The sequence below is a fragment of the Amycolatopsis sp. lyj-90 genome (genome assembly GCF_046549035.1).
In the GTDB taxonomy this organism is placed as follows: domain Bacteria; phylum Actinomycetota; class Actinomycetes; order Mycobacteriales; family Pseudonocardiaceae; genus Amycolatopsis.
Window position 1 is genome coordinate 332,750 of the sequence record NZ_JAJPWP010000006.1, and the last position, 22,797, is coordinate 355,546.

The 22,797-nt window shown below is 69.4% G+C and carries 25 protein-coding genes; 7 read left to right on the top strand and 18 right to left on the bottom strand.

All coding sequences use genetic code 11. From position 1 onward, the window contains the following. Nucleotides 1-52: 52 nt before the first annotated feature. The 7 genes from ACLJPX_RS24815 to ACLJPX_RS24845 form a co-directional block, all read right to left on the bottom strand. Entirely contained in the window at nucleotides 53-265 is a 213-nt protein-coding gene (locus ACLJPX_RS24815) for a hypothetical protein (RefSeq protein ID WP_410602181.1), read from the bottom strand. Nucleotides 266-428: 163 nt separating this feature from the next. Beyond that, entirely contained in the window at nucleotides 429-638 is a 210-nt protein-coding gene (locus ACLJPX_RS24820; RefSeq protein WP_101606475.1) for a DUF397 domain-containing protein, read from the bottom strand. Between the two features lie 15 nt (nucleotides 639-653). Continuing rightward, nucleotides 654-1,535, bottom strand: a complete 882-nt coding sequence (locus tag ACLJPX_RS24825; protein WP_410602182.1) for a helix-turn-helix domain-containing protein — start codon at nucleotides 1,533-1,535, stop codon at nucleotides 654-656. A 459-nt stretch (nucleotides 1,536-1,994) separates the two neighbouring features. Beyond that, complete coding sequence (gene tesB, locus ACLJPX_RS24830; RefSeq protein ID WP_410602183.1) at nucleotides 1,995-2,894, bottom strand: acyl-CoA thioesterase II; 900 nt, start codon at nucleotides 2,892-2,894, stop codon at nucleotides 1,995-1,997. Between the two features lie 179 nt (nucleotides 2,895-3,073). Further along, nucleotides 3,074-4,498 carry a pyruvate kinase gene (pyk, locus tag ACLJPX_RS24835; RefSeq protein WP_101606472.1) on the bottom strand — a complete coding sequence of 475 codons (1,425 nt, stop codon included), beginning with the start codon at nucleotides 4,496-4,498 and terminating at the stop codon, nucleotides 3,074-3,076. Between the two features lie 110 nt (nucleotides 4,499-4,608). Beyond that, nucleotides 4,609-5,274: a DUF2461 domain-containing protein gene (locus ACLJPX_RS24840; RefSeq protein WP_101606471.1), complete on the bottom strand. Its 666-nt coding sequence runs from the start codon at nucleotides 5,272-5,274 to the stop codon at nucleotides 4,609-4,611. A 91-nt stretch (nucleotides 5,275-5,365) separates the two neighbouring features. After that, nucleotides 5,366-6,586, bottom strand: a complete 1,221-nt coding sequence (locus tag ACLJPX_RS24845) for a glycoside hydrolase family 18 protein (protein ID WP_410602184.1) — start codon at nucleotides 6,584-6,586, stop codon at nucleotides 5,366-5,368. A 437-nt stretch (nucleotides 6,587-7,023) separates the two neighbouring features. Between ACLJPX_RS24845 and ACLJPX_RS24850 the strand changes: the two genes are divergently transcribed. From ACLJPX_RS24850 to ACLJPX_RS24860, 3 genes are all read left to right on the top strand, one after another. Next, a complete protein-coding gene (locus ACLJPX_RS24850) occupies nucleotides 7,024-7,494 on the top strand; it encodes a group II truncated hemoglobin (RefSeq protein ID WP_410602185.1) in 471 nt (156 codons plus the stop codon). A gap of 36 nt (nucleotides 7,495-7,530) precedes the next feature. Beyond that, nucleotides 7,531-8,973, top strand: coding sequence for an aromatic amino acid ammonia-lyase (locus tag ACLJPX_RS24855; protein ID WP_410602186.1), 1,443 nt, complete (start codon nucleotides 7,531-7,533; stop codon nucleotides 8,971-8,973). An 83-nt stretch (nucleotides 8,974-9,056) separates the two neighbouring features. Then, nucleotides 9,057-9,494, top strand: a complete 438-nt coding sequence (locus ACLJPX_RS24860) for a VOC family protein (RefSeq protein WP_101606467.1) — start codon at nucleotides 9,057-9,059, stop codon at nucleotides 9,492-9,494. On the opposite strand, the gene ACLJPX_RS24865 is transcribed toward ACLJPX_RS24860, so the two are convergent. Both ACLJPX_RS24865 and ACLJPX_RS24870 read right to left on the bottom strand, forming a co-directional pair. After that, complete coding sequence (locus ACLJPX_RS24865; RefSeq protein ID WP_410602187.1) at nucleotides 9,495-11,006, bottom strand: amidohydrolase family protein; 1,512 nt, start codon at nucleotides 11,004-11,006, stop codon at nucleotides 9,495-9,497. Between the two features lie 133 nt (nucleotides 11,007-11,139). After that, nucleotides 11,140-12,165 carry a 6-phosphofructokinase gene (locus tag ACLJPX_RS24870; protein WP_101606465.1) on the bottom strand — a complete coding sequence of 342 codons (1,026 nt, stop codon included), beginning with the start codon at nucleotides 12,163-12,165 and terminating at the stop codon, nucleotides 11,140-11,142. A 283-nt stretch (nucleotides 12,166-12,448) separates the two neighbouring features. On the opposite strand from ACLJPX_RS24870, the gene ACLJPX_RS24875 reads away from it, so the two are divergent. Further along, on the top strand, nucleotides 12,449-13,525 hold the full coding sequence (locus ACLJPX_RS24875; RefSeq protein ID WP_410602188.1) for a 3-deoxy-7-phosphoheptulonate synthase: 1,077 nt from the start codon (nucleotides 12,449-12,451) through the stop codon (nucleotides 13,523-13,525). An 82-nt stretch (nucleotides 13,526-13,607) separates the two neighbouring features. On the opposite strand, the gene ACLJPX_RS24880 is transcribed toward ACLJPX_RS24875, so the two are convergent. Then, nucleotides 13,608-14,093, bottom strand: coding sequence for a polyadenylate-specific 3'-exoribonuclease AS (locus tag ACLJPX_RS24880; RefSeq protein ID WP_101606463.1), 486 nt, complete (start codon nucleotides 14,091-14,093; stop codon nucleotides 13,608-13,610). 20 nt (nucleotides 14,094-14,113) lie between these two features. Next, nucleotides 14,114-14,875 carry a lysophospholipid acyltransferase family protein gene (locus ACLJPX_RS24885; protein ID WP_101606462.1) on the bottom strand — a complete coding sequence of 254 codons (762 nt, stop codon included), beginning with the start codon at nucleotides 14,873-14,875 and terminating at the stop codon, nucleotides 14,114-14,116. Between the two features lie 214 nt (nucleotides 14,876-15,089). On the opposite strand from ACLJPX_RS24885, the gene ACLJPX_RS24890 reads away from it, so the two are divergent. Genes ACLJPX_RS24890 through ACLJPX_RS24900 form a run of 3 tightly spaced genes read left to right on the top strand, consistent with a single transcriptional unit; the run spans nucleotide 15,090 to nucleotide 17,568 of the window. Beyond that, nucleotides 15,090-15,860, top strand: coding sequence for an alpha/beta hydrolase (locus tag ACLJPX_RS24890; RefSeq protein ID WP_410602189.1), 771 nt, complete (start codon nucleotides 15,090-15,092; stop codon nucleotides 15,858-15,860). After that, nucleotides 15,857-16,405: a hypothetical protein gene (locus tag ACLJPX_RS24895; protein ID WP_101606460.1), complete on the top strand. Its 549-nt coding sequence runs from the start codon at nucleotides 15,857-15,859 to the stop codon at nucleotides 16,403-16,405. The genes ACLJPX_RS24890 and ACLJPX_RS24895 overlap by 4 nt, the downstream gene beginning before the upstream one ends. Nucleotides 16,406-16,425: 20 nt before the next feature. After that, nucleotides 16,426-17,568, top strand: coding sequence for a glutamate--cysteine ligase (locus tag ACLJPX_RS24900; protein WP_101606459.1), 1,143 nt, complete (start codon nucleotides 16,426-16,428; stop codon nucleotides 17,566-17,568). Here ACLJPX_RS24900 and ACLJPX_RS24905 read toward each other — a convergent pair. Genes ACLJPX_RS24905 through ACLJPX_RS24935 form a run of 7 tightly spaced genes read right to left on the bottom strand, consistent with a single transcriptional unit; the run spans nucleotide 17,565 to nucleotide 22,677 of the window. Continuing rightward, nucleotides 17,565-18,428 (bottom strand): NUDIX domain-containing protein, encoded by an 864-nt coding sequence (locus ACLJPX_RS24905; protein ID WP_410602190.1) that lies wholly within the window; start codon nucleotides 18,426-18,428, stop codon nucleotides 17,565-17,567. The genes ACLJPX_RS24900 and ACLJPX_RS24905 overlap by 4 nt on opposite strands. A 4-nt stretch (nucleotides 18,429-18,432) precedes the next feature. After that, on the bottom strand, nucleotides 18,433-19,392 hold the full coding sequence (locus ACLJPX_RS24910) for an ROK family protein (protein WP_101606457.1): 960 nt from the start codon (nucleotides 19,390-19,392) through the stop codon (nucleotides 18,433-18,435). Nucleotides 19,393-19,408: 16 nt separating this feature from the next. Continuing rightward, complete coding sequence (locus ACLJPX_RS24915; RefSeq protein ID WP_410602191.1) at nucleotides 19,409-19,831, bottom strand: hypothetical protein; 423 nt, start codon at nucleotides 19,829-19,831, stop codon at nucleotides 19,409-19,411. Next, complete coding sequence (locus ACLJPX_RS24920) at nucleotides 19,828-20,970, bottom strand: ArsA family ATPase (RefSeq protein WP_410602192.1); 1,143 nt, start codon at nucleotides 20,968-20,970, stop codon at nucleotides 19,828-19,830. The genes ACLJPX_RS24915 and ACLJPX_RS24920 overlap by 4 nt, the downstream gene beginning before the upstream one ends. Before the next feature lie 15 nt (nucleotides 20,971-20,985). After that, entirely contained in the window at nucleotides 20,986-21,426 is a 441-nt protein-coding gene (locus ACLJPX_RS24925) for an SRPBCC family protein (RefSeq protein ID WP_101606454.1), read from the bottom strand. Nucleotides 21,427-21,453: 27 nt separating this feature from the next. After that, the gene (locus tag ACLJPX_RS24930) at nucleotides 21,454-22,242 is read right to left on the bottom strand and encodes a metallophosphoesterase (RefSeq protein WP_101606453.1); all 789 of its coding nucleotides are present in this window, start codon (nucleotides 22,240-22,242) and stop codon (nucleotides 21,454-21,456) included. Between the two features lie 24 nt (nucleotides 22,243-22,266). Continuing rightward, nucleotides 22,267-22,677, bottom strand: a complete 411-nt coding sequence (locus ACLJPX_RS24935) for a polyketide cyclase / dehydrase and lipid transport (protein ID WP_233224250.1) — start codon at nucleotides 22,675-22,677, stop codon at nucleotides 22,267-22,269. Nucleotides 22,678-22,797: the final 120 nt, after the last annotated feature.

A 22,797-nucleotide genomic window follows, 5' to 3' on the forward strand; every position in this document is an offset into this window, starting at 1 on the left:
GGGCCGACAACTTCGCCTGGGTTTCGGTCGAGAGCTTCATCGCACTCGACCTCTACCGGGTGATCTCACCGCTGCGAGCGGGCACCTGCCCGGTCTCGCGGCGCTGCTGGGCGGGCACCCGGACCTCGGCGCGGTGCGCGCGGATCCTCCTGCCCGCCCGGCGGGCCTTGTCGACCCAGACGCTGCGGCCTGCCCGCTGCAGCTCTTCCCTGCGGTACTCGACCTCGGCCAGTACTCCGGTGAGCAGGGCGTCGTTCGTGTTCATCACTGTTTCCCCTTAGGAACTCATCCACTTGTTCGGTAGTGATGAGATTCGTCCTGAGGGGTACCTCGCGGCATCGGGTGATCGCCTACACCCGGACGTGATTCGACCCCTTACTCCTGCCCATCCCCTGCTCGGGAGGCGTAAGGGGTCGAATTTCCGGTCTCTAGTCGTGTGCCGGGCCACTCGGGCGCACGGCGCCGAGCAGCCCCCGCCAAGCGTGCGGCGAGAGGCGGAAGGCACCTCCCTCGGGGTCCTTGGAGTCCCTCAGCGCGGCACCGGAACCGGTGAAGGCGACCTCGACGCAGTCGTTGCCGCCCCCGCTGTGGCTGCTCTTGCGCCACTGGGCCTGGGAAAGATCATCGTTGGGCGTCATGCTCCCCACTCCTTACTAGTTTCCGGTTTTCTCCGGCAGGGCCGCCTGTTCGGCGAACCTTCCGGCGGCCTCGGCGATCACCTCGACCGAGTCGTCCGGCTTCAACGCGGCGGCACGCAGATGGTCGAACATCAACGCGTATCGCCGGACGTCCGGTGGTTCCTCCAGGTAGAGGCCCGTGGAGGTGCTGTCGACGTAGACCACGTCGGTGTCGGCCAGTTCGGGGAAGCCCATGACGAGGAACGGACCCTCCATCCCGGGGTGGGCACCCGCGCCGAACGGCACGATCTGGACGGTCACGTTCGCCCTCGCGGCCATCGTGACCATCCGGTACAGCTGTTCCGCCATCACCTCGGGCCCGTCGACCGTGCGATGCAGGACCGCCTCGTCCATCACGGCCCAGTACTCCGGGGGTGAGGGATCGGTCAGCAGCTCTTGGCGCGCCATCCTCGCGGCCACCCTGCGCCTGATCTCGGCTTCCTCTGCGTCGGGCCGCATCGCCCTGATCACGGCCCTGGCGTACCGCTCCGTCTGCAGGAGGCCCGGCACCAGCAGCGCTTGGAACGCCCGCAGCGAACTCGCGTCCGCCTCCAGGCCGACGAAGGTGCCGGTGAACACCTCGTTATACGCGTGCCACCAGCCGCGTTTGCGGGCTTCCCTGGCCAGCTGGACGAGCGCTTCCTGCTCGTCGCCGGCGATGCCGTAGAGCTCGAGCATGTCGCGCGCGTCGCGCGGGGTGACGCCGACGTGGCCCGTCTCGATCCGGCTGACCTTCGACGCCGAGCATTCGAGCTTCTCGCTCACTTCGTCGATGGTGAGGTCGGCCGCCTCGCGCAACCGCCTCAGTTCGCTCGCCAGTCTCCGGCGGCGCACGGTGGGTCCCTGACCCCTCGTCATCACGGCACCTCCACAAGAGTCCGAGCAACACCGATCACGACGCGCGAGGAGAACAGTGTTCAGTAACCTCGCTCGAAGCACATCTAACCAGCCCGAGACACATTCGGTGAGATGGTCACACGACCATTTTCCGACACGTCCGGATTTTCATCCTGCAATTTGCAGATTGCCGTTGTAGGTTGTGCGTTGTGCAACGCGGTACGCCCACCTTCATCGGTGACGGCGGATCCGCTCGCGGCACGGGCGCGGGGCCGCGAGCTGCACCGATGGGTTTCCGGAAGGATACCCGTCGAAGCCGGATTCACCCCCGGTGCAGGGCCGGAGCCGTCCCCCGATCGGTTCCGGCCCTCCCTTTATGCCCGCAGCCATTAGGTAATGCTCTGGCTCCAGATGTTAAGGCATTTCGCCATTCCCTCTAAAGGGTGGACAAGGCACCTCTTCGATGCGGAACGTCACCGTTCACACCACCCGGAGAAGGCCTTCCTGCACAACGGTGGCGATGTGCGTTCCGTCCGCGGCGAAGAACCGTCCCGTGGCCAGACCGCGGGCACCCGACGCGGTCGGGGACGCGCTGTCGTAGAGGAACCACTCGTCGGCCCGGAACGGGCGGTGGAACCAGAGCGCGTGGTCGAGGCTCGCGCCGATCACCTTGTCGAGGTCCCAGTAGACGCCGTGGCGCGCGAGGACCGAGTCCAGGAGCGTCATGTCGGAGGCGTAGGTGAGGACGCAGACGTGCAGCAACTGCTGGTCCGGGAGCTTGCCGTCGGCCCGCATCCAGACCTGGTTCCTGGCGGGGCGCTCCCCCGACTTGCGGGTCACCCACGGCGGATCGTTGACGTACCGCAGGTCGATCGGGCGCGGCCGGTCGCGGAAGCCGTCGAAGTAGCCCTCGGCCCGCTCCTGCAGCGTCGGCAGCGACTCGGGGTCCGGGACGTCCGGCATGCCCTCGGAGTGCTCGATGCCGCCCTCGTCCTTCTGGAACGAAGCGGACAGGGAGAAGATCGCCTTGCCGTGCTGGATGCCGACGACGCGGCGGGTGGTGAACGAGCGGCCGTCGCGGATACGGTCGACCTCGTAGACGATCGGGACACTCGGGTCACCGCCGCGGATGAAGTACGCGTGCAGCGAGTGGACCTTCCGCTCCTCGGGCACGGTGCGGCCGGCGGCGACGAGCGCCTGCCCCGCGACCTGCCCGCCGAACACCCGCACCGGCGAATGCGCCGGTGAGACGCCGCGGAAGATGTTCTCTTCGATCTTCTCCAAGTCCAGCAGCGCGACCAGCCTGTCGAGTACCGGCTGACCGCCGACGCCGCCGGTGCTGTCGAAGCCGGCCGCGGCCTCCCTGGCCATCTCAGTCATGTACCGAACCTTAGGCCGTAAGGGTGCTTCGGGCCCCTGCGAGGCGGGACGTTTGTCGCGAAGGCCACCTTCGGGACGCTTTGGGTGCCCGCGCGTGCAATGAAAGGCCCGTTACTTGCAAATTTTGCAAGTAACGGGCCTTTCATTGCACGCGTGCGGGGCAGGCGAGGTGACCGGCGTCAGGCGTGGTCGTCTTCGCCGAGGCGGTGCACCCGGATGAGGTTGGTCGAGCCGACGGTTCCCGGCGGGGAGCCCGCGACGATGACCACCAGGTCACCCTTGGCGTACTTGCCCATTTCGAGCATCGCGTGGTCGACCTGCTGGATCATCTGGTCGGTGGAGTCGACCTTCGGGACGATCCGCGTCGTGGTGCCCCAGGTCATCGCGAGCTGGCTGCGGACGCTCTCCTCCGGCGTGAAGGCCAGCAGCGGCAGCCGCGTGTGCAGCCGCGCGAGCCGCCGGACGGTGTCACCGGACTGCGTGAAGGCGACCAGCGCCTTGGCGTTGAGCCGCTCGCCGATGTCACGGGCCGCGTAGGAGATGACGCCGCGCTTGGTGCGCGGGACGTGCGACAGCGGCGGCACGACCGGGGAGTCGGTCTCGACGGCCTCGATGATCCGGCCCATGGTCTTGACCACGTCGATGGCGTAGCGGCCGACGCTGGTCTCGCCCGAGAGCATGAGGGCGTCCGCGCCGTCGAGCACCGCGTTGGCGACGTCCGAGGCCTCCGCGCGGGTCGGGCGGGAGCTGTTGATCATCGACTCGAGCATCTGCGTCGCGACGATGACCGGCTTCGCGTTCTCGCGGGCGATCTGGATGGTGCGCTTCTGCACCAGCGGGACCTGCTCCAGCGGGAGTTCCACGCCCAGGTCGCCGCGGGCGATCATCACCGCGTCGAAGGCGAGCACGATGGCTTCGAGGTTGTAGACCGCTTCGGGCTTCTCGATCTTCGCGACCACCGGGAGGCGGCCCTTGCCCACGCGATCCATCACCTGGTGGACCAGGTCGATGTCGGCGGGCGAGCGGACGAACGACAGCGCGATGAAGTCCACGCCGAGTTCGAGCGCGAACTCGAGGTCCTCAATGTCCTTTTCGGACAGCGCCGGCACGGAGACGTCCATACCCGGCAGGGAGACGCCCTTGTTGTTGCTGACGGGGCCGCCTTCGGTGACCTCGCACACGACGTCCGGGCCCTCGACGTCCTTGACCACGAGGCCGACCTTGCCGTCGTCCACGAGGAGACGGTCGCCGGGCTTCGCGTCGTCGGCGAGTCCCTTGTAGGTGGTCGAGACACGGTCGTGGGTGCCCGCGACGTCCTCGACGGTGATGCGCACGATATCGCCGTTGTGCCACTCGACCGGCCCGCCGGCGAAGGTGCCGAGACGGATCTTCGGCCCCTGGAGGTCGGCGAGGATGCCCACCGCGCGGCCGGATTCGGCGGCGGCGGTGCGGATGAGGTCGTAGACCTGCTTGTGGTCGCCGTGTGTCCCGTGGCTGAAGTTCATCCTCGCGACGTCCATCCCGGCGTCGACGAGTTGCCGCATCTTCTCCGGCGTAGCGGTCGCGGGGCCCAGGGTACAAACGATCTTCGCGCGTCGGCTCACGTTCGCACAGCGTAGTCCCTCATCGGAGCTACGTCTTTACCGATACCGAAAGTTCAAGAAAAGTGTCAGTTCACCAGGGCTCTCCGTAACCGTCGAACGAGGTTCGGCGGTTATCGGCGCGGCTTCTCGCTCGGCCCGACACGGTCCCGCGCCCACTCGTTGAACGCCCGGACCTGCCGCCACGCCTTCCGCACCCGGTCGAGCGCGCCGGGTTCGTGCAGGACGTCGTCCGGCTCCCAGCCCCGGACGGCGTACACGGAGCGATACTTCAGCAGGTCGATGCGGGGATGGTCCTCCGCGAACCCGCGCGGCTTCGACTTGAGCCTGTCGCCCTTGATCTCCCAGCCCGCCTTCTCCAGCTTCGCGAGGATCTTGGCCAGCTCGCCGCCCCGCAGTTCGGTGTCGACGGCCTTGCGGAACCGGGCGAGCTGATCGGACTCGAAGTGGAAGCAGCCGCCGCCGACGCGCAGCCCGGCCGGGCCGACCTCGACGTAGTACGCGCCACCGCCGCGGCCCTGCTCGATCACCGCGCCGCAGTGGGTCTTGTACGGCGTCTTGTCCTTGGCGAACCGGACGTCGCGGTACGGGCGGAAGACCTTCCCCGTGCCGAAACCGTCGCCGAACTCCGGGACCAGTTCCGCGAGCAGCGCCTCCATCGGCGCGCGGACGTCGGCCTTGTAGGTGGCGAGGTTCGCGTCCCAGTAGGACTTGGAGTTGTCGGCCTCGAGGCCGTCGTAGAAGTCGATGGCGTACTCACCGAAACCCTCGAAACCCATGCGGAGAAGGTATTCCCCCGCACCGGCGAGTACATGAAGGCCCCCTTCCTGTACCTGGGCGCAAGGAAGGGGGCCTTCATGTACTTCGGCCTTACTTGGCCAGAGCGGTGATCAGCTCGCCGTCGGCGGTGTCACCGGACAGCTCCCAGAAGAAGGCGCCGCCGAGCCCCTGGTTCTTGGCGTAGGTGACCTTCCCGCCGATGGTCGCCGGGGTGTCGTAGCTCCACCAATCGCTGCCGCACTTGGCGTAGGCGGTGCCCGCGACGGTGCCGGTGGCCGGGCAGGTGTTCTTCAGGACCTTGTAGTCCTGGATGCCCGGCTCGGTCCCCGCCGCCGGACCGGTCGCGGTGCCGCCGGGGGCGTCCTGCGTGACGCCGGTCCAGCCGCGGCCGTAGAACCCGATGCCCAGCAACAGCTTGGCCGCCGGGACGCCCTTGCTCTTGAGCTTCTGGATCGCGGCGTCGGAGTGGAAGCCGGCGGTCGGGATGCCCGCGTAGTCGTTCAGCGGCGAGTGCGGGGCCGTCGGGCCCTGTGCGGCCCAGGCGCCGAAGTAGTCGTAGGTCATGACGTTGTACCAGTCGAAGTACTGCCCGGCGCCGCCGTAGTCCGCGGCGTCGATCTTGCCGCCGTCGGTGCCGTCCGCGGTGATCGCGGCGGTGACCAGCTTCGAGCCGAACTTCGCCCGCAGCGCCTGCGCCAGATCCTTGATCGCGGCCGGGCCGCTGGTGTCACACGAGAGACCGCAGGCGTTCGGGTACTCCCAGTCGATGTCGATGCCGTCGAAGACACCGGCCCAGCGCGGGTCGTTGACCAGGTTGTAGCAGGACTCGGCGAACTTGGCGGGGTTCTTCGCCGCCTCGCCGAAGCCACCGGACCAGGTCCAGCCGCCGAAGGACCACAGCACCTTGAGGTTGGGGTACTTGGCCTTCAGCTTCTTGAGCTGGTTGAAGTTCCCGCGCAGCGCGCCGTTGTCCCAGGTATCCGAGACGCCGTCCACACTGGAGGCCGCGTCGTAGAACTTGCTGGTCGCCGCTTCGGCGTCACCGAGGGCGCAGCCGCCGCCGGTCACGTTGCCGAACGAGTAGTTGATATGGGTCAGCTTGCTCGCCGAACCGGACGTGTCGATGTTCTTCACGTGATAGTTCCGCTGGTAGACGCCCCATTCGGCGAAGTACCCGAGTACCTTGCCGACCGAAGCGTCCTGCGCTTCCGGTGCGGCCGTGGCCTGCTGCGCCGGCGCGGCGACGGCCAGCGCGCCCAGCGCGACGGCGGCGGCGCCCACGATCGCGGTGAGCCTGCTCGAACGGGACATGCGTGCTCCCTTCACGGTCACCAGCGGTGACGAGAGGACTGCGGCGGGACACGCACAAGTTAAGTGGACTAGACCACCTCGTCAATGGTTCAGACCAAGACTTTCGGATGGACATTTTCGAACATTCCTTGACGGGAATATGTCGCGGACGGCGCGTTGCCTGCATGATGCGGACTTCCGGGAGCCTCGCCGAGCCGCGGAGAACGGCCGATCAGCCGACCGGCGCCACCGGCAGGCGAGGACAGTCAGTGAACAGGTAACGGCTCGAACGTGACGCCCCGGTCGGTCGCCCGCCGCGTTCCCCCAGTCGTAGAGCGCTTCGAGTGCGGGGCGTAACCGCTCCCGTTGGTACGCACCGAAAAGTAAGCGGTTGCCGCCGGATGGACGGTGGTGTTGCCTTGCCTGACCGGGGGATCACCGCACTGGGAGGACCTTACGTGACCGAGACGCCGACGTTGTACGACTGGGCGGGCGGGCTGGACGCCCTGCGACGGCTGACCGACATCTTCTACGGCCATGTCCTGAAGGATCCTTTACTGGAGCCGGTCTTCCGCGGCATGGACCCCGGCCACCCCGAGCACGTCGCGATCTGGCTCGCCGAGGTGTTCGGCGGGCCGGAGACCTACAGCGGCGAGCACGGCGGGCACCGGCACATGGTCGGGCGTCATCTCGGCAAGGGCATCACCGAAGAGCAGCGCCGCCGCTGGGTGAACCTGCTCTTCGACGCCGCCGACGAGGCCGGGCTCCCGGCCGATCCCGAGTTCCGCTCCGCGTTCGCCGCGTATGTCGAGTGGGGCAGCAGGCTCGCGGTGATGTTCTCCCAGCCCGGCCGCGAGGTCACCGTCCCCGAGCCGATGCCGAAGTGGGACTGGGGCAACCGCCCGCCCTGGCAGCCGCCCGCGGACTGATGGCTCATAGTGGGGCGGTCGTGAAAGGAGGCCGCCGTGATCCGGGTCGACGGCCGGACCCTGCGCTGCGCGGACGTCGTGACCGCCGCGGGCACCGAGGGACCGCTGAACATTGACGTTTCGATCGCCGCGCTGCGCGGTGCCGAGAGCGCGTGGAAACTCGCCGAGGAGCTGAGCACGCGCCGGATCGTCTACGGCCGCACCACCGGTGTCGGCGCCAACAAGGAGGACCCGGTCGGCGAGGGCGAATCGCCGGATCACGGGCTGCGGCTGCTGCGCAGTCACGCCGGGGGCAGCGGCGACGTCATGTCCCCCGGCCAGACCAGGGCGATGATGCTGATCCGGCTCAACCAGCTGCTGGCGGGCCGCGCCGGGCTCAGCCCCGAGCTGATCGGCGCGCTGGCCGGCGCGGTGCGGACCGGGTCGCTGCCGCTGGTGCACCGGCTCGGCGCGATCGGCACCGGCGACCTCGCCCCGCTCGCGGAGACCGCGCTCGCCCTCACCGGCGAACGGCCGTGGCTGGCGGGCGGCGTGCCACCGGTTCCGGTGCGGGCGGGTGACGCGCTGGCGTTCATGAGCAGCAACGCCGCGACACTCGCCGAGGCGACTCTCGCGGCCATGCGGCTCGACACGCTGACGCGGGCGAGTCACGTCGTCGCGGCGCTGACCTACATCGCGCTCGACGGGAACCCGGAGGCGTACGCGACGCCCGTGCACGAAGCTCGTCCGCACGCCGGGCAGGTGGCGTGCGCGGCGGAGATGCGGCGGCTGCTCGGGATGGAGGGCACGCCCAAACCGGGGCGGCGGATCCAGGACCCGTTCGGGCTCCGCGCGTTCCCGCAGGTGCAGGGCCCGGCGCTGGACGCGATCCACTACCTGCGCGACGTGCTCGCGGTGGAGATCAACGCCAGCACCGAGAACCCCATGATCTCGACGGTGCACCAGGACGCGTACCACCACGCGCACTTCCACACCGCGTACGTCTCGACCGCGCTCGACCAGGTGCGCGCGACCATCCACCAGGTCGCCGAGCTGTCGGTGGCCCGGCTGGGCGATCTGGTGGAGCCGGAGTTCACCGGGCTGCGGCCGTTCCTCGCGGCCGGGCCGTCGGGCAGTTCGGGCGTGATGATCCTGGAGTACGTCGCGCACGACGCGCTCACCGAACTGCGGCAGGCCGCGCTCCCGGCGACGCTGGGCACCGCCGTCGTCTCACGCGGGATCGAGGACCACGCGAGCTTCTCCACCCAGGCCGCGCGGGCGGCGACCGCGGCGGGGACGGCGTACCGGCAGGTGCTGGCGTGCGAACTGGTCGCGGCCGTCCGCGCGCTGCGGATGCGGAAGGCCGAGCTCGTCGCCCTGCCCGCGCGGGACGCCTACGAGGCCGCCGCGGCCGTGCTCGACCCGAGCGTCGAGGACCGGCCGCTCACCGAGGACATCGCCCGTGCCGTGTCGCTTTTGGACACCCTCGCGCTCATCTGACCCCGCGTTTCGCGGGAAGGATGTCGAGAACGGTGAAGTGGCGCCGTCCCTGGGCCGGAAGCACCCACAGCGAGGAGATCAGCATGAGCATCCAGCGGATGGACCACGTCGGCGTCATCGTCAGCGACCTCACGGCCGCCGTCGCGTTCTTCGTCGATTTCGGACTCGAACTCCAGGGCAAGATGACGATGGAGAGCGAGCTCGCGGACCGCATCACCGCCGTCGACAAGGCCAAATCGGAGGTCGCGATGGTGCGGGTCCCCGGCGATCAGGGGTGCCTCGAACTCATCCAGTACCTCACGCCCGAGTCCCACGCCGGTGACTCGCACGCCCCGGCCAACACGCTGGGCCTGCGCCACCTCGCCTTCCAGGTCGACGACGTCGAGGCCGTCCTCGACCGCGTGCGGCCGCACGGCGCCGAACTCGTGGGCGAGGTCGTGAACTACGAGAACAGCTTCCGGCTCTGCTACCTGCGCGGACCCGACGGGATCATCATCGAACTCGCCGAAAAGCTCGGTTGATCAGCAACAGCAGCCCCGGCGGGCCAGGGAGTGGAGCCGGGCGCTCGTGACCGGCCGGTTCGCGGCGACCTCGACGGCGTCGAGCATCCGGCGTCGAGCCGTCTTGTCGAGAACGCGACCGCGCGTGATCACCAGGTCGATCTTCGCGACGTTGCGGATGTCGGCGGCCGGGTTCGCGTCCAGCAGCACGAGATCCGCCTCCTTCCCCGCCGCGACGGTGCCCGAGGTCCGCTCCCTGCCGAGGAACTTCGCCGCGTCACCCGTGACGGTCTTCAGCGCCTGCACCGGCGAAAGCCCGGCCTCGACCAGGAAGGCGAGTTCTTCGTGCAGCCCGCTGCCGGGGAAGGTGTACGGGTTGAGACAGTCGGTGCCGCCGATGATCCCGACGCCCGCGTCGTGCGCGACCCCGACCAGCCGCAGCGTCTCCTGGTAGTACCGCTCCTGCAGGGCGATGTCCGCCGGGGTCTTCGGCGCGAACCGCTCGATGCCCACGGCCCAGCTCTCGCGGATGTCGGCGGGCAGGTACTTCAGCCGCGCGTCCTGCTTGTGGGTTTCGGCGGGCTGGGTGACGACCCGGTTGATGGTCAGCGTCGGCGAATGCCAGGTGCCGTTGCGCCGCAACCGGTTGAAGTAGTTCCACGCCGTGTGGGGGCTGTACGCGGAGACCGACTCGAACTCCAGTTGCCGTGCCACGTTGAAGAAGGCACGCGGCGCCGCCGGGTCGTAAGGCAACGCGCTCAACCGGGCGAGGATCTCGTCGCGCCGGGAGGAGCAGTGGATGGAGACCCCGAAGAAGTGCTCGAAACTGTGCTGGCCGAGATCGCTCGCCTCGAAATGGGACACCTTGTACGGCCAGTGCCCGGAGAACCGCAGCCCCAGGTCCCGGGTCTCGTCCGCGACCGCGCGCAGCGCCTCGGGACCGAGATAGGAGTAGACCTTGACGAACTCGGCGCCCGCCGCCGCCTCCGCGCGGACGGCCGCCCGCGCCTCGGCATCGGTCGACACCTGGAGCACCGGTGGGCTCAGGAGCGTGACCGGTCCGTCGACGATCCCGCTGCCCAGCACCATGCGCGGGCCCAGCAGCTCACCGCGTTCGATCTTGTCCCGGGACGCGCGGTTCTCCGCGTAACCCCACATCTCGCGGGCGCCCGTGACGCCGTGGACCAGGTGCAGCGGCGGGACGATCTCTTCGAGGTCCGCGCCGTGGGTGTGCATGTCCCACAGTCCCGGGATGAGGTACTTGCCGCGGCCGTCGATCACCCGCGCGGCACCGGTTTCCGGGAGCTGCTCCGAGCCGCCGACCCAGGCGATCCGCTCGCCGACGAGGACGACCGAGACGTCACGCCGGGGGGCCGAACCCGTGCCGTCGATCAGCGTGACCCGGCTGATGACGACGATCTCGCCCTCGGCCGCCGCGGCCATGCCGGGCAGCAGCCCGGCGAGCGCCACTCCGGTCCCGCTCGCGGCCAGCCATTTCAGGAACTCGCGCCTGCTGGATCCCGCTCCGGTCATGAGAACCCCCGCCCTTCCACCCAGATCCCCCGGGTGGCCGATTCAACTCGCCGCGAGGGCGGGGCCGCAAGGAAAGTGAAGGCCCCTTACCCGAGCTCAGCACAAAGTAAGGGGCCTTCTCCTGTAACACAGCTCAGCCGAAGAAGACCTCGGCCTCTTCGTACCGCTCGGCCGGGACGGTCTTCAGTTCGGCGGTCGCTTCGGAGAGCTTGACGCGGACGATGTCCGTGCCGCGCAGCGCGACCATCACACCGAAGTCACCGTCGGCCACGGCGTCGACGGCGTTGAGGCCGAACCGGGTGGCGAGCACGCGGTCGTACGCCGTCGGGGTGCCGCCGCGCTGGACGTGCCCGAGCACGACCGCGCGGGACTCCTTGCCGGTGCGGGCGGCGATCTCGTCGGCCAGCCAGGTGCCGATCCCGCCGAGCCGGACGTGCCCGAAGGCGTCCTTCTCGCCGGTGAGCAGCTTCTCCTCGCCGCCTTCGGGCAGCGCGCCCTCGGCGACGACGATGATCGGCGCGAACTCCTTCTCGAAGCGGCGCTCGACCCACGAAACGACCTGGTCGACGTTGAAGTGCCGCTCCGGCACCAGGATCACGCTCGCGCCGCCGGCGAGGCCGGAGTGCAGCGCGATCCAGCCCGCGTGCCGCCCCATGACCTCGACGACCAGGGCGCGGTGGTGCGACTCGGCCGTGGTGTGCAGCCGGTCGATGGCCTCGGTGGCGATCGAGACCGCCGTGTCGAAGCCGAAGGTGTAGTCCGTGGCGCCGAGGTCGTTGTCGATCGTCTTGGGCACCCCGACGACGCCGATACCGTCGTCCGTGAGCCGCTTCGCGACGCCGAGGGTGTCCTCGCCGCCGATCGCGATCAGCGCGTCGACCTGCTGCTCGGCGAGGACTGCCTTGATCTTGTCCACGCCGCCGTCGACCTTGTACGGGTTGGTCCGCGACGAGCGCAGGATCGTGCCGCCGCGGGTGAGGATGTCCTCGACGTCGTTCAGGCCGAGCGGGCGGCTGTCCCCGGTGAGGGGACCGTTCCAGCCGTTGCGGAACCCGACGAGGTCCCAGCCGTGCACCTCGATGCCCTTGCGCACCACAGCGCGGATCACCGCGTTGAGTCCCGGGCAGTCGCCACCGCCGGTCAGCACACCGACACGCATCAGAAGCCTCCGTCTTGTGTTCCGTAGAGATGACAGTCACATGTCCCGACGCCAGGGTAGCGGCAGTTCTCTGGATCGGTGCAGGGCGGACCACCTCGGGAATCGGTACACGTCACGGGATGTGCTAGCTTGGCGTCGTGCAGCGCTATTTCTGGTTTACGAAGCCGGCCCCGGGTGGGCACGGCGGCGTGAACCTGCGCTGACTTCCACCCCGAGCCGGAATCACACCGGCTCGGCGAGTTCCCGCGGGTCGGTATCCCTTTCGAAAGGAACCAGACCCGCGATGTCTCCCTCCGCCGACACCCTGATCGCCCTCGACGGCCACCGCACGGCGGCCGTCAACCCGCTGCTGTCGCCCGCGATGCTGCGGCACGAGCATCCGATGACCGCGGAAACCGCCGATACCGTCCTAGCCGGGCGGGCCTCGGCCGTCGACATCCTCGACGGCCGGGACGACCGGCTCCTCGTCGTCGTCGGGCCCTGCTCGGTGCACGACGCGGACGCCGCGCTCGACTACGCCCGCCGCCTCGCCGCCAAAGCCGAAGAACACCGCCGCGACCTGCACATCGTCATGCGCGTCTACTTCGAGAAGCCGCGGACCACGCTCGGCTGGAAGGGCCTGATCAACGACCCCGGCCTCGACGGCACCTACGAGGTCAACCAGGGCCTCCGGATGGCGCGCAAACTGCTGCTCGACATCTCCGCGCTCGGCCTGCCGGTCGGCTGCGAATTCCTCGACCCGATCACCCCGCAGTTCATCTCCGACACCGTGACCTGGGGTTCCATCGGCGCGCGGACCGCGGCGAGCCAGGTGCACCGGCAGCTGTGCAGCGCGCTGTCGATGCCCGTGGGGATCAAGAACTCGACCGAGGGCGACGTCCAGGTCGCCGTCGACGCCACCCGCGCGGCCGGCGCGAGCCACGTGTTCGCCGGGATCAACCCCGACGGGCTCGCCGCGCTGATCACCACCGCGGGGAACGAGGACTGCCACGTCATCCTGCGCGGCAGCTCCGCCGGCCCGAACTACGACGCCGCGACCGTTGCCGACACGCTGGCGCGGCTGGCGAAGTCGGGGCTGCCGGAGCGCGTGATCATCGACGCGAGCCACGGCAACAGCGCGAAGGACCACGTGCGCCAGGCCTCGGTCGTCCGCGAACTGGCCGGGCGGATCGGCGCCGGTGAGCGGGGCATCGCGGGCCTGATGCTGGAAAGCTTCCTGGTGGACGGGCGGCAGGACCTGAAACTGGGCTCGGCTTCGTCGCTGGTCTACGGGCAGTCGATCACGGACGCCTGCCTGGGGTGGGACACGACGGCCGAGCTGCTGGACACGCTGGCGGAGGCCGTCGACGCGCGGCGGTGAGTGCTGGGTCGCGCGCGCTATGAAAGGCCCGTTACTTGCAAATTTTGCAAGTAACGGGCCTTTCATAGCGCGCGCGGGGCGCCTAACGCTGCCAGTAGGACTCGATGGTTCCCCACCGCTGGAAGTTGTGCCGCGCGTCCGCGAGAGCGTCGTGCTGGTCGTCCGGGGCGGCCGGGAGCTTCGGCTTGCCCGCGTCCTCCCAGCGTTGCCGCAGGTCACGCGTGAATCGCGGCAGCTGGCGCGGCAGCGCGGGCATCGGCCCCCACAGCTGTGCCAGGGCGACGTGGTCGTAGGCGGCGAACCAGGCCCACAGTTCGATCCCGCCGGGCGGCTTGCCGAAGAACTCGAGCAGGTCCGTACGGATCTTCTCGCGGCTGCGCCACGCCGGGTCGGCGGGCGACGGGAGTTTCGGGAGCACGTTGTCGCGGACCCAGGGGCCCGCTTTGCCGGGGTCGAAATCGGTCGAGACCGCGTAGAACTCGCGGCCTCTTTCGTCCACGACACCGATCGACACCAGGTCGATCGTCACGCCGTCCTCGATGAATTCGGTGTCGTAGAAAAAGCGCACCGGAGAACCCTAGTGGGCGCTCAGCCGACCTTGGTGTCCGGGATGCGGGCGACGTCCTTGGCGGACGGCTGCGCGGGCACCTTCGGGCGGATTCCCGCCTCTTCGGCGGCGAGCAGTTCCTTCGCCTTGGCGGCGTAGATGTCGACGTATTCCTGGCCGGAGAGCTCCATGAGCGCGTACATGATCTCGTCGGTGATGGACCGCTCGATGAAGCGGTCGCCGGCGAGGCCCTCGTAGCGCGAGAAGTCGAGCGGCTTGCCGAACCGGATCTCGAGGCGGCGCGGCCACCACATCTTCGAGCCGATCGGGTTCACCTTGTCGGTGCCGACCATGGCCACCGGGACCACGAGGCCGCCGGAGTCGAGCGCGATCCGCGCGACGCCGGTCTTGCCCTTGTACAGCCGTCCGTCCGGGGAGCGGGTGCCCTCGGGGTAGATGCCGAGCAGATGCCCTTCGCGGACCAGCCGGGTCGCGGTGTCGAGCGCGGCCTGCGCCGCGTTGCCGCCGGAGCGGTCGATCGGGAACTGGCCGACGCCGGTGAAGAACCACTTCTTCAGCAGGCCCTTGAGGCCCTTCTCGGTGAAGTACTCCGACTTGGCCGGGAAGGTCACCTTGCGCTTGACCCGCAGCGGCATGAAGAAGGAGTCCGCCACCGCCAGATGGTTGCCCGCGAGGATCACGCCACCGTCGTCGGGGATGTTCTCCGCACCGACCACCTTGGTGGGCCACAGCGCCTTGAGCAGTGGCCCGATAAACACGTGTTTCATGAGCCAGTACAGCACTGCGAAAACTCCTCCTTGCAGCTCAACCCCCGCGCCCGATGGTCAAGACTACGAATCGCGCACCCGCGGCACAACGAAGTCCACCCGGTTACCCGCACCCAGCGACGGATCTCACACCCGATCCGGCTCGATTCCGGCGACGGCCGGGGGCCCACAAGCAGCTCCGCTCGTGCGAACATAGTAGACCTACCCAGCTCTCACGGAAGGCGATCGCATGGCCGTCCTCGCCGGCGCGGAACCGTTCGCTCACACCGGTTCGACCGAAGCAGGTTTCCTGCTGTGCCACGGATTCACCGGCACCCCCGCGAGTATGCGGGCCTGGGGCGACCATCTGGCCGAGGCCGGGTACACGGTGCGCTGCCCGCTGCTCCCCGGTCACGGGACCAGGTGGCAGGACATGAACCGGACAGGCTGGGAGGACTGGTACGGCGCGGTCCGTGAAGAGCTGCTGGCGCTCCTGTCGACCTGTGACTCGGTGTTCGTCGCCGGGTTGTCGATGGGTGGGACGCTGACCCTGCGGCTGGCCGAGGAGTTCGGCGACCGGATCGCCGGGATCGTGCTCGTGAACCCCTCGATCATGCGCCGCGGGCTGGACACGAAGCTGCTTCCGCTGCTGGCGAACATGGTGCCGTCGGTGAAGGCGATCGCGAACGACATCGCGAAGCCGGGCGAGACCGAATTGGCCTACCCCCGCACCCCGGTCCGCGCGGCCGCGAGCCTGGCGAAGCTGTGGGCCGTCGTACGGCCGGACCTGGCCAAGGTCACTCAGCCCGTGCTGCTGCTCCACTCGGCCGTCGACCATGTGGTGGAGCCGGAGAACTCGCGGATCATCCTCGACGGGATCGGCAGCGAGGACGTCACCGAGGTGGTGCTGGAAAACAGCTTCCACGTCGCGACCCAGGACCACGACGCGAGCCTGATCTTCACGCGTACGGTGGACTTCGCCCGGTCCGTGCGCCGGGCGGGACAGGTGGACGCCGGATGAGCAGGGGCAAGGACGGGCCGGAGGACGTCGACGCGACGTTCGCCGAGATCGTGGCCGACCTCCGCGCGGAGGGCGTCGGGCTGTTCCCCGAGGGCGAACTCGAGAAGCCCGCCGGGAAGGCCACCGAAAAGGCCGAGAAATCCGAGACGGCCGAGAAGCCGGAGAAGGCTGAAAGGTCCTCGGAGAAGACACCCCGGCCCGAGACCTCGGAGGCCGAGCCCGAACCAGGCTGGCGAGGTGGCGGCACCAGCTGGGACAAGACCCTCTTCGAGGGCGACCCCGCCGGCTCGAGCGACGACGAGGGCCACTTCGTGCCGCCCGAGCCGCCTCCCCTGCCGCGGCCGCGCAAGGGCGCGTTCATCGTCCTGCTGTTCTTCTTGCTCGGTCTCCTGCTCCTGATCGCGCCCACCCTGATCGGCATGGGCACGCGCCTCGGCACTCCGCTCGGCATCCTCGCCCTCGCGACCGCGATCGCGCTCCTCCTGCTGCGCGTCCGCCAGGGGCCGCCCCCCGGCGCGGATCCGCACAACGGCGCGCAGGTCTGAACTGCCGGACAATTCCGAACATGAAGATCGACTTCACTCCCTCGCGCCGGTCGACGGTCGGCGCGGAATGGGAACTCGCCCTCGTCGACCGGCGGACCGGTGAACTCTCGTCGGTCGCGGAACAGGTGCTCGACGCCGTCCGTCCCGACGGCGAGGAGGAGCATCCGAAGATCAAACAGGAGCTGCTGCTCAACACCATCGAGGTGATCAGCGGCATCTGCGACACGATCGCCGAGGTCAAAGCGGATCTGAACGAGTCGCTGGACGTCGTGCATTCGGTGCTCGACCCGCTGGGCGTGGAGCTGTTCTCGGCCGGGTCGCATCCGTTCTCGACGTGGTACCAGCAGAAGGTCACCGACAAGGAGCGATACGCCAAGCTCATCGACCGGACCCAGTGGTGGGGACGGCAGATGCTGATCTACGGCGTCCACGTGCACGTCGGCCTCGACCACCGCGACAAGGCCCTGCCGATCCTGGACGCGCTGCTCAACTACGCGCCGCACCTGCAAGCCCTTTCGGCTTCATCGCCGTACTGGGGCGCGGAGGACACCGGATACGCGTCGAACCGCGCGCTGATGTTCCAGCAGCTGCCGACGGCGGGGTTGCCGTTCCAGTTCCGGAAGTGGACCGAGCTGGAGAGCTACGTCGACGACATGTTCACCACGGGCGTGATCGACCACTTCTCCGAGATCCGCTGGGACATCCGGCCCGCCCCGCATTTCGGGACGATCGAGATGCGCGTGTGCGACGGGCTGCCCACGCTGGAGGAGGTCGGCGCGATCTCGGCGCTGACCCAATGCCTGGTCGACGACTTCAGCGCGCGCCTGGACGACGGCGAGATCCTGCCGACCCTGCCGCCGTGGCACGTCCAGGAGAACAAGTGGCGCGCGGCGCGCTACGGCGTCGACGCGATCGTCATCCTCGACGCCGCGGGTAACGAGCGGCCCGTCACCGAAGACACCTTCGACCTGTTGAACCGGCTCGAACCGGTGGCCCGGCGCCTGGACTGCGCCGACGAGCTGCGGTCGGTGGAGACGATCCTGCGCTACGGGCCCAGCTACCTGCGTCAGCGCGCGGTGGCGAAGCAGTACAACGGCAGCCTGCGCGCCGTCGTCGCCTCGCTCATCGCGGAGATGCGAGACGGAAAGATCGCGCGCCCCTAGCCGAGGTGCGCCAGGAGGGTGCCGGGGCCGAAGGTGGAGGCGCCCAGGGCCTCGACGCGGGAACGCAGTTCGCGATCGGCGGTCACTACGACGACGTGGTCTTCCGGTCCTTCGGCGCGAGCGGACCGGGCGACGGCGACGATCTGGGAGTCCCCGTCCGTCTCGGCGTCGAAGACCTCGACACCGGGCACCGCTTCGACTCCCCGTGCCTTGCCCTCGACGACCAGCACGACCTTCGGCCACCAGGACCACTCGCCGCCGCCGGGGAGCGCCGGATCGGCGAACCCGGTCCCGGCCAGGGTCGCGAGCTTGTCCCGCAACCGTTCCGCGGCACCGCGCCGGTCACGCCACCAGCCGTCCGGCCGCGATCCGACGACGTTCGCGCCGTCGACCACCAGCACCAGCCTGCGATCCAAGTGTTCCCTCAATCCCGGCCACGCCGTCGCGAAGTCCCGGTGCAGGCGGAAGTCCGCGACCTCGCCCGCGCGGACCCACCGCAGTTCCGCGCTCTCCGCGTTCTTCACCCTCGCCGAGAGCGTGCCGATCGGCGCGGCCAGGATCGTGGTGTAGCGCCAATTCCCGTGGTCGACGAGCGAGGCCGACAGTGGACGGACCCGGGTGGGCGGGATGTCGGCCTCTTCGTGCGCCTCACGGGTGGCGGCCTCACGCGGGCTCTCCCCCGCCTCGACCGCTCCCCCCGGCAACGCCCACGTGCGCCCGTGATGCACCCACCAGGCCCGGCGTTGCAGCAGGACACCGCGCGCGGGATCGGACAGCAGTAACCCGGCGGCGCCGTTCAGGCCCCAGTGAAGATGCCCGAAGTCGCATTTCACGAAGCCGTTGCCGTCTTGACGGGTCACGGCTTCAGCCTGTCACACCGACCTCGGCGCCGGGAGCCTTCGCCGCGTCGACGGCGAGGGCCGCGGCGCCGACGATGGCGGTGTCGTCCCCGTGCTGGGCCGCGCGGATCCGGGCCAGCGGCCGGTGCCCGGCGCCGGTGATCTTGCCCGCGTAGTGCTCGCGCGCCTCGTCGAGGAACAGCGGTGCCGATTCGGACACCCCGCCGCCGATCACGATGATCTCGGGATCGAAGACGTCGGCGACCAGCGCCAGTCCCTCGGCCAGCCACTTCGCCAGTTCGGTCATCGCGCGCTGGGCGATCGGGTCGCCGTCGCGGGCGGCACCGGCGACCCGCCGCCCGGTGACCGAGCCGGGGTCTCCCCTGGTCTCGCGCGCCAGCACGGTCGAGCGCCCGGGATGCCGCGCGAGCAGTTCCACCGCCGTCGCGGCCAAGGCCGTTCCACTGCAGTACCGCTCCCAGCAGCCGTACTTCCCGCACGGGCAGGCCCGCCCGCCGGGGACGACGGTCAGGTGCCCGAGTTCCGGCGCGACACCGTACGCGCCCCGGTAGATCTTGCCGTCGAGCAGCAGGCCCGCGCCGATCCCGGTGCCGAGCGCGATCAGCGCGGCGACGTGGGCTCCTCGCGCGGCGCCGAAGCGGTACTCGCCGATCGCGGCGGCGTTCACGTCGTGCTCGAGGGTGACGGGAAGGCCGACGCGCTTCTCGATCCGCTCCGCGACCGGCGCGGCCCGCCAGGACAGATGCGGCGCGAACATCACCGTCCGCCGGTCGTTGGCGACGAACCCGGCGACCGCGAGCCCGACACCGGAGACGTCGTGCCGGTTGCGGAGGTCTTCGATGACCCCCGCGATGGCGTCTTCGAGCGCGTTCTCCTCGCCGGGGGTACCCACCCTGGCGGTGTCCATCAGCGAGCCGTGCTCGTCCACCACGCCGGCGCGCACACTCGTGCCCCCGACGTCCACCCCTACCGTCAGCAACTCAGCTCTCCCGGTCCGGCTGCCAAGCGTCGCGCCTGGTCACCGTGATGTGCTGGACCCGCGAAGCTCCCACCGGCGCATCTTCCCGCGCGGGCTCCTTCCGCGCAGGCTGGAACCCCGGCATGTGCACCCCGCCCTCGGGCTCCCAGCGGTCCGCGAGCACGGCCCGCAGCAACGCGACGAGCTGCGCGGCCTGCTCCATCAGGTGTGCCACGAACTCGGGCCGCTCACCCCGGAAGATCCCCACGACCGCGCAGAGCGGGCACCAGCCCCCGTCGGACTCGTGTTCCGAGCAGCCGTGCCCGGCGGAGATCAGGCCCTCCAGCCACGGCGCGGCGTGCTCGACGACCAGTTCGACCAGCAGCCGGATCTCTTCGGCCAGTTTCAGGCCGTCGGTCCGTGTTCGTCCGTCGTTCTCGCTCACCCGGGTCCCCGGTTCCCGGCCAGGCTCACGACCAGGCCGTGCGCGTCGGATTCCGCACCGGTGATCCGGCACGGGCGCAACATCTCCGGCAGCGCGATCAGCCGCCGGAAACCGTCCACGGTGACGGCGAGATCATCGTCCACTCTGGCCAGGTCCACTTCGGATTCCCGGTGCAACGGCACGGCGATCCGCAGCCGGTAGCCACCGTCCGATTCGGACACCTGCAGGAGCGGGGTGACACCCTTTTCGTTTCCGGCCAAGGGGTCCAGGCCTTGGTACAGCTCGTACGCGATTTCCTGCAGCGCCTCGAGCCCCACCGGCTCGACGGCGCGGTGCTCGACGGGCTTCACCTGTCCGGGCCCGAAGCCCGCGTCGGCGAGTTCGGCGAGGACGGTGTTCTGCTGCGTGCGCCGCGTCCGCATCCACGAGGCCGCGGCACCGCGCCAGAACCCGGGCGCGGGCATCAGCCGGTTGACGATCAGGCCGTCGACCAGGATCCCGCGCAGGGCCAGGGAACTGAGCGTGCGGCGGGCCTCCGCGACGACGACGCGTTCCGGCGTCAGCACGAGCCGCACGGTGGTCGTGGCCGGATCGGTGAGCAGGGTGCGCAGCGACTCCAGGTGCGCGCCGAGGCGCCGTACCGCGGTCGCCGTCCGCCGCGCGCCCGGTTTGAACATCCGCGTCAGATAACCCGAGACGGCCTCGGGCAAAGCCAGCAGGCGCAGCGTTTCAGCGGTCGGCCCGCAGTCGACGACGACCGTCTCCCAGGGACCGTGCTCGGCGAGACGCTGGACCTCGGTGAGGGCGAGGAGTTCGTCGACGCCGGGAACGACAGTCAGCTCTTCGGCGTCGAGCGAGTCGAGACCCGCCCCCGCGAGCGCCGTCTGCAGTTCCTGCCGGAGTTCGCGCCAGGTGCTGTCGACGAGGCCGCGGGTGTCGATCTGGGCGGCGTGCAGCAGCTCGTCCACTTCGGACGGTTCCGCGCCGAGCGCGCGGCCGAAGGCGTCAGCGAGGGAGTGCGCGGGGTCGGTCGAGACGACGAGCGTCTTCCTGCCCCGCCCGGCGAGTGCCGCCGCCGTGGCCGCGGCCAGCGTGGTCTTGCCGACACCCCCCTTGCCGGTGAAAAGCAGGATCCGCATGCCTACCCTTCGAACTCAGGATGCTTCGGCGCGCTTCTTGAGCTCCTTGAGCGCGGTGTCCATGACCATCTTCTCGGCCTTGCGGCGCAGCAGCCCGATCATCGGCAGCGCCAGCTCGACGGACAGCGTATACGTCACCTTGGTGCGGCCGGCGCCCAGCGCTTCGAGCGCGTAGCGGCCGTTCTGGGCCTTCTGCATCTGCCCCTTGACCAGGTGCCAGCTGACGCCCTGGCCGTCAGCGTCCCAGTCGTACTCGAGGGTGTAGACGTCCTTGATCGGTCCGGCGTCGAGGGTGAGTTTCACCTGCTTGGCGCGGCCCTTGTCGTCCTCGCCGAGCACCTCGGTCTCCCGGACGGCCTTGGCCCATTCCGGGTACGCGGGAAAGTCGGCGATGACGGCCATGACCCGCTCGGGCTCGGCGTCGACCTCGATGGATTGCGTGGACTGCTCGGCCATGCCCCGAACTCTAGCCGCAGCCGAGGGTCACCAGCGCAGCACGTACGGCTGTGCCGTCTCTTTGAAGTGACCGACGTTACGGCATTCGGTCCTGCCGAGCCTCGTCCGCGAGGCCAGCGGCTGGTGGACGTGCCCGAACACCGACCAGCGCGGCCGCTGCTCGCGGATGAGGTCCACCAGGGCCGCCGACCCGATCTCGGACCGCCGCGCGATCACGTCGTAGGTCAGTTCCGGGATGGCGGGCGGGATGTGGGTGCACAGGACGTCGACGTTCTCGAGCGCGCCGACCGCGGTGTCGTACTCCTCGCGGGTGCGCAGATACGGCCGCCAGAAGCCGTTGCGGCGCGGGACCACGTTCGGCGGGAGCAGAGCGCCACCGATGAACCCGAAGCGCAGCCCGCCGAACTCGGCGACCTCACCGTCGAGGACCTGGATACCGTCGCCGGCGAACTCGGGCCACAGTGACGGGTCGTCGACGTTGCCGGGAGTCGCGTACGTCGGCGCGGTGAGGGCGCCGAACAGGACGGCGTACTGATCGAGGATCGCTTCGCCGACGGCGGCCGCCGGATCGGCCAAAGTGGCCCACAAGGATCGCGAGAAGGCAACGGTCTCATCACGAGTGCCCTCACGCCGCAGGCGCGCGAACTCGCCGACCTTCTCGGCGCCGAACAGCGCGCCCATGATCCCTTTGTCGTGCTCGCGGTAGTCGACGAAGTCCAGCAGGTCGCCCAGCACGATCAGCGCGTCGGCGCCGTCCCCCGCGCGTTTGAGCGCGTCGGCGTTGCCGTGCACGTCCGACACCACGTGAACCCGCATGCTCTCCCCTGTGTTCGCCCGTGCCTAGTCGGCGCGTGGCCCTACTCCAGGCTCGCGCCCGTCCTCCAGGACTTCCTTGAGCCCGAGCGCGATCGCCTTGGCGGCACGGGCCCTGCGATCGAACTCCCGCCGCAGGTCCCGGGGTTCCAGCGCGCGCGGCTCCCCGTCCGGACCGGCGGGAGTGGCACGCAGGAAGTAGTGCAGCAAAGTGCCGTCGAGCACCGGCTCGAGCCAGACCTCCATGGTACCGATCAAGGCACCGCGCACCGTCCAGCGCAATCCTTCGTCCCCGCGGTCGGTGTAGACCTCGAGAACGAGGTCCGGCCAGTAACGTGACCAAGATCGCGGATCGGCGAAGGCGGCGGCGACGGTGGAGGGCGGGACCACGAGGAAGGTCTCGTCAACGATGTCGAGAGCTGGCGGCGCCTGGTTCACACGCGGCAGAATGTCATGCCCTCGGTATGGCCGATTCGTCAGCATGGTCTTAAGGTGCACGGCACGCTAAGTTGACTGGCGGGTAACACCGGTCACACCACTTGCACGCGAACACGGAGG